Raw genomic sequence first — 5,282 nt, forward strand, 5'->3', positions numbered from 1 at the left:
CTCACCGGCCACCGACCCGAGGGGCGGTGGCAAGCCTTGCCACGTCGCGTAGCACCTGGTCGAGGCTGCCGGCGCCGGCCCACGGCACCACCGGCACCCCGTGTTCGCGCAACTGCGCGATCATCGTGTCCCGGTCCAGCCGCCACAGCCGGTACGCCACCTCGGCCCAGCCCCGATCGGTGGGTGGAGACAGGTCCGCCGGAAGCGTGTCGACTGCCACCACGAACCGTCCCGAACGGGCCAGCCGGGCCAACATCTGCGCCGACCGCTCCTCCAGCAGCGGGGTCAGCACCACCACCAACGCGTCAGCGGAGAGCAGATGCGGCCCGAACACCTGGTCGTACGGCTCGTGCGGGGAGGACTGCGCCTTGACGTCCAGCAGCCACTCCAACACGGTCAGGTACTGCCGGCGGCCGGTCGCCGGGCGCAGCCGTCGGGCGCTCGGGCCGTACTCCAGCAGCGCCACCCGGTCACCCCGGTGCAGGTAGTGCTCGGCGATGGCAGCCGCCGCCCGGACCGTGGTGTCCAACACCGACGCCGTGCCGGTGACGCCACCCGAGCGACCCGCCTCGGCCAGCACGTCGAGCAGCACCACCACCTCGGCGTCCCGGTCGGAGAGAGTGGCCGCCACATGCAGTTGCCGGGCCCGCAGCGACACCCGCCAGTCGATCCGGCGCAACCTGTCACCGGGGGCGAAGACCCGCACCCCGGCCAACTCGCCGCCCTCACCGGGACGACGCGAGTGATGGGCGCCGACCAGCCCGGCGGCCCGGGGCATCACCTCGACCGCCTCGAACGGCTCGGTCTTCGGGTACACCTTGGACCGGACCGGTTCGACGATCACCGCACGCGAGACCAGCAGGCCCTGCGCGGCGGCCACCCGCGCGCCCGCCGGGCCCAGCGGATGCCGACCCCACCGCAGCGCGGTGCCGGCCAGCTCCAGGTCGACGGCGGTGTCCGGGGCGACAGACGTGACGAACGGACGGTCCGCCACTGTCGGCTGACCGGTGCCGGCGGCACGACCGGACCCGACGACAGCACTGCCGGCCAGACCCGCGCGTTCGACCCGCAGCCACGGTGACACCCGGGTACGCAGCACCGCCACGTCGTAGGGCGCCGCACCCGGGTTGCCGACGGTGACCGTCCCGGCCATCGCACCGCCCTCCACCAGGTGCCCCTCGTCGGCGCTGAGCCACACCTGGGGCAGGTCGACGGGCCGGCTTCGCAACGCGTACGCGGTGCCGAGCGCGAACGGAACGGCCAGCACGATCAGGTCCACCCGCCCCAGCATCACCGCGGCGACCAGGAGCAGGCCGGTGAGCAGCACCGCCCGGCCGAACGCCCAGGTGGGCGTCCAGTTGGTGGATGCCGTTCGCTCGCCCCGCTCGCTCACGCCGGGTCAGTCCCCCTGCCGGCCGGCGGCGTAGCTCGGCAGCGCGCCGCTGGCCGGTGCCGGAGTGCCCTCGAGGACCTCACCGACCACGAAGGACGGATCGACCCGACGCAGCCACATCTCCGGCCGCAGCGTGATCCGGTGCGCCAACGCTGGAGCCGCGACGCTCTTCACGTCCTCGGGAATGACGTAGTCCCGCCCGGAGAGCACCGCCCGTACCCGGGACAGCAGCAGCAGCGCCAGCGAACCACGCGGCGACGCACCGACAAGCACCGACGGATGCTCGCGGGTGGCCGCGGTGAGCGCCACGATGTAGCGGCCCACCGAGTCCTCCACCACGACGTCCTCCAACGCCGCCTGCATGGCGCGCAGGGTGCCGGCGTCGACAACCGGCTTGATGTCGGCCTCCTCCCGGCGACGCGCCATCCGGCGGCGCAGCACCTCCCACTCCTCGTCCTGCGCCGGGTAGCCGAACGACACCCGCAGCAGGAACCGGTCCAGCTGCGCCTCCGGCAACGGATAGGTGCCCTCGTACTCGATGGGGTTGGCGGTGGCGAGCACGTGGAACGGCTCGTCCAGCCGGTACGTCACACCCTCGACCGAGACCTGCTTCTCCTGCATCGCCTCCAGCAGCGCCGACTGGGTCTTCGGCGGCGTCCGGTTGATCTCGTCGGCCAGCAGCAGGTTGGTGAAGACCGGCCCGGCCCGGAAGGTGAAGTCGCCGCTGCGCTGGTCGTAGAGGAACGAACCGGTGACGTCGGCGGGCAGCAGGTCGGGGGTGAACTGGAGGCGTCGGAAGTCCAGCCCCAACGCCTGGGCGAAGGACCGTGCGGTGAGCGTCTTGCCCAGCCCCGGCAGGTCCTCCAACAGCACGTGTCCGCCGGCGAGGATGCCGGCAAGTACCAGTTCCAGGGCGTCCCGCTTGCCGACCACGACCTGGCCCACCGCGTCCAGCACCGCCCGGGCGAGGCGACCCACCTCGGCGGGGGGCATGGTCCGGCCGACGTCGTTCATCAGATTTTCTCCAGTTCGGCGACGATCGCCGCGAGGTCGCGCGGCGAAGGGGTGCGGCGGGGCGGGGTCTCCAGGAACGTGGACAGGCGGTCACCCAGCAGGGCCTGGGCCCGGGCAGGATCCGACTCACGGGTGACGCCGTGTTTCAGGCGCAGTCGCTCGTCCGCCAGCTCGGCCAGCCGGGGCAGGATCACTGTGGTGAACCGTTCCGGGCGCGTCTTGGACCACTCCAGCGGAACCGCCCAGCCGTTGATCGCCACCCGCAACGCGTCCCGGGCGTCCCAGTTGTAGGTGCCGGGCTCCTCGCCGCCCCGCGACGACGATCCGCGCTGGCCGGACTTCGGTGGTGGGGCGAGGGCGGCCACGAGTCGGCGTACCACGAGCAGCGCGACCACGGCGGCGACCAGCACCAGCAGCGACACCCGCAGGCCGACCGCGCGCAGGCCGGCGACCGCCACGACGGTCACGGCCGCGGTGACACCGAGCAACCCGACGACGCTACGCACCCGCCCGCCCTGGCGCGGCTCGGACTGGACCGGCCGCTCCTCGGAGAAGCTGAGCAGGTCGTCGATGCTAGTACTGCTCATACCGTCTCCTGCTCGGCCACCGCGGTGAGTTCGCCACGCAGCCGGCGCAGGGCCACCCGAGCCTGGTCCCGGGTCCGTTCGTCCACCGGTCGGGTGGCGTACCGGGCCTCGCGGTAGACGTCCGCGAACTCGGCGAGCACGTCGGCGCTCACGATCGCCGGCACCCCGGTGGCCGGATCGCCGCGGAGCAGCCGGGTGACCAGGTCGGTGGGGGTGTCGCCGGTCAGTCGGGGCACCCCGGCGGCGGCTGCGGCCTCTTCGAGGCGCACCCAGCAGGCGATCACGGCGGTTCGTGGGTCGGTGGCGCGGTCGTCCAGGTCGACCAGACCGGCGTCGACAGCCGCCACCACCTCCGCGGCGGTGCCCTCGGCGCTGCGCCGGGTCGGCTGCGCGGGCAGCGCCCGGGTGACCCGCCGCGCCACGCCCCGCGCCACGGTCCAGATCAGATAGCTGAGGGCGGCCAGCAGGGCCAGCCCGAGCACCGCCACCGCCACCGTGCCGAGCCAGGAGGGAATCCGGGTACGGGTCTCCTCGGCGGCCTCACGGGGCTCGGCCGGAATCGACGGACGCGGCTCCCCGCTCGGATATTCCAGCACGAATGGCGCGTCCTTGACGGCGGGCGGTATCCGGCTCGCACCGATCGACGAGTGCGCGGTGGCCAGGCTGACGGCGGCGAGCAGGGCGACCACCGCCGTCACCGGCCACCACCTGCGGAGCATGTCCATCGGTCACCTCAGTCCACCCCGGCCAGCAGTTTCGCCCGAGCGAACACATCGTCCAGCATCTCTGGTGTCAGCCGACCGGTGAAGGTGTTCTGCTGGCTGACGTGGTAGCAACCGAGCAGTTCCGGTACGGCCGTGCCGGACCAGTGTGCCCCATGCCCGAACGACGGTCGCGGGCTGGGCGGACGGACGCCGTACCCGGCACGCAACGCCGGCCACCACGCGGCCCAGGCGAAAGCCCCCAGCGCCACCACCACCCGCAGCGTCGGCCGGATCAGCTCGACCTCGCGATGCAGCCAGGGCGCGCAGGTGTCCCGTTCGCCCGGGGTGGGCTTGTTGTCCGGTGGGGCGCAGCGTACGGCGGCGAAGATTCTCGTGTCGCGCAGCGTCAGGCCGTCGGCCGCGGACACGCTTGTCGGCTGATTGGCCAGGCCGGCCCGGTGCAGCGCGGCGAAGAGCACGTCACCGGACCGGTCGCCGGTGAAGATCCGGCCGGTGCGGTTGCCGCCGTGTGCGGCCGGGGCCAGCCCGAGGATGCCGATCCGGGCCGCCGGATCGCCGAAGCCGGGCACCGGCCGTCCCCAGTACTCCTGATCGCGGAAGGCCGCCCGCTTCGTCCGGGCGACCTCCTCCCGCCAGTCGACCAGGCGGGGGCAGGCGAAGCAGTCGGCGACGCCCGCGTCCAGCTCAGCCAGCTCCGTCGCCCGCGCGGCGCGCGCGACGACCTCGGCGGGGGTACGCGTCTCAGCCAAGCTTGGCCCGGAAGAGTTCCAGGGTGCGCGCCCAGGCGCTGGTGGCCGCCCGCTGGTCGAACTTCTCCGGCCGGTCCTCGTTGAAGAAGGCGTGCGCGGTGCCCGGGTAGTCGTGCAGCTGGCAGCTGCCGCCGGAGCTCTCGATGGCCCGGCGTACCGCCTGCACACCCGGGTCCGAGGAGGTGCCGTCCGCCTCCGAGCAGTGCACCAACGCGTCCTTGCCGGCGTAGTCGGACCACTCGGTACGCATGCCCTCCCAGGGCAGCCGGGGGTAGAAGGCGGCGGTGGCGACGATCCGCTCGGAGAAGTTCGCCGCCCACAGCGCCAGACTGGCCCCGGCGCAGAAGCCGGCGCAGCCCACCTTGCCGGTGACCTCGGTGCGGCCGGCGAGGTAGTCGGCGGCGGCGGCGATCTCCCGTGCCGTCTCGTCCATCTGCGGTCCGTTGAGCAGCCGCCGGGGCTCGCTCGGTTTCCCGGCCGGTTCGCCGTGCCGGAAATCGGGGGCGAGAGCGACGAAACCCGCCTCGGCGAAGCGGTCCACCACCGACCTGATGTGCGGCACGAGGCCCCACCAGTCCTGAATCACGATCACTGCCGGGCTTGCCGCGCCGGTGGCGGGTATCGCGAGATATCCCTCACCCGTACCGTCATCGCCACGGTAGGTCACCATCTCGCCCATCGGCCCGTCCTCCTAGCGGTCAGTCATCGTTGGCTGGTCGCCCAGTGGTCCTACGTGCGGGTAGCCTGCCACGCGGTGACCATCGCCGGGAAGATGCCGGAACAGTGGCATTCACCTCCTGTTCGCGCTAGGCCC

6 protein-coding genes are annotated in these 5,282 nt (G+C 72.9%); all 6 read right to left on the reverse strand.

Going from position 1 to position 5,282, the window contains the following annotated elements:
- Nucleotide 1 precedes the first annotated feature (1 nt).
- From Van01_RS23150 to Van01_RS23175, 6 genes are read right to left on the reverse strand one after another with little or no spacing between them, the layout of a single operon-like run.
- On the reverse strand, nucleotides 2-1,393 hold the full coding sequence (locus Van01_RS23150; RefSeq protein WP_204011409.1) for a DUF58 domain-containing protein: 1,392 nt from the start codon (nucleotides 1,391-1,393) through the stop codon (nucleotides 2-4).
- Between the two features lie 6 nt (nucleotides 1,394-1,399).
- Entirely contained in the window at nucleotides 1,400-2,407 is a 1,008-nt protein-coding gene (locus tag Van01_RS23155; protein WP_204011411.1) for an AAA family ATPase, read from the reverse strand.
- Nucleotides 2,407-2,994: a hypothetical protein gene (locus Van01_RS23160; RefSeq protein WP_204011415.1), complete on the reverse strand. Its 588-nt coding sequence runs from the start codon at nucleotides 2,992-2,994 to the stop codon at nucleotides 2,407-2,409. Before Van01_RS23160 ends, Van01_RS23155 begins: the two co-directional genes overlap by 1 nt.
- A complete protein-coding gene (locus Van01_RS23165; protein WP_373306286.1) occupies nucleotides 2,991-3,713 on the reverse strand; it encodes a DUF4129 domain-containing protein in 723 nt (240 codons plus the stop codon). Before Van01_RS23165 ends, Van01_RS23160 begins: the two co-directional genes overlap by 4 nt.
- A gap of 14 nt (nucleotides 3,714-3,727) precedes the next feature.
- Nucleotides 3,728-4,468, reverse strand: a complete 741-nt coding sequence (locus Van01_RS23170; RefSeq protein WP_204011422.1) for a uracil-DNA glycosylase — start codon at nucleotides 4,466-4,468, stop codon at nucleotides 3,728-3,730.
- Nucleotides 4,461-5,147: a dienelactone hydrolase family protein gene (locus Van01_RS23175; protein WP_204011424.1), complete on the reverse strand. Its 687-nt coding sequence runs from the start codon at nucleotides 5,145-5,147 to the stop codon at nucleotides 4,461-4,463. Before Van01_RS23175 ends, Van01_RS23170 begins: the two co-directional genes overlap by 8 nt.
- Nucleotides 5,148-5,282 lie beyond the last annotated feature (135 nt).

The organism is Micromonospora andamanensis (assembly GCF_016863495.1).
GTDB lineage: Bacteria > Actinomycetota > Actinomycetes > Mycobacteriales > Micromonosporaceae > Micromonospora > Micromonospora andamanensis.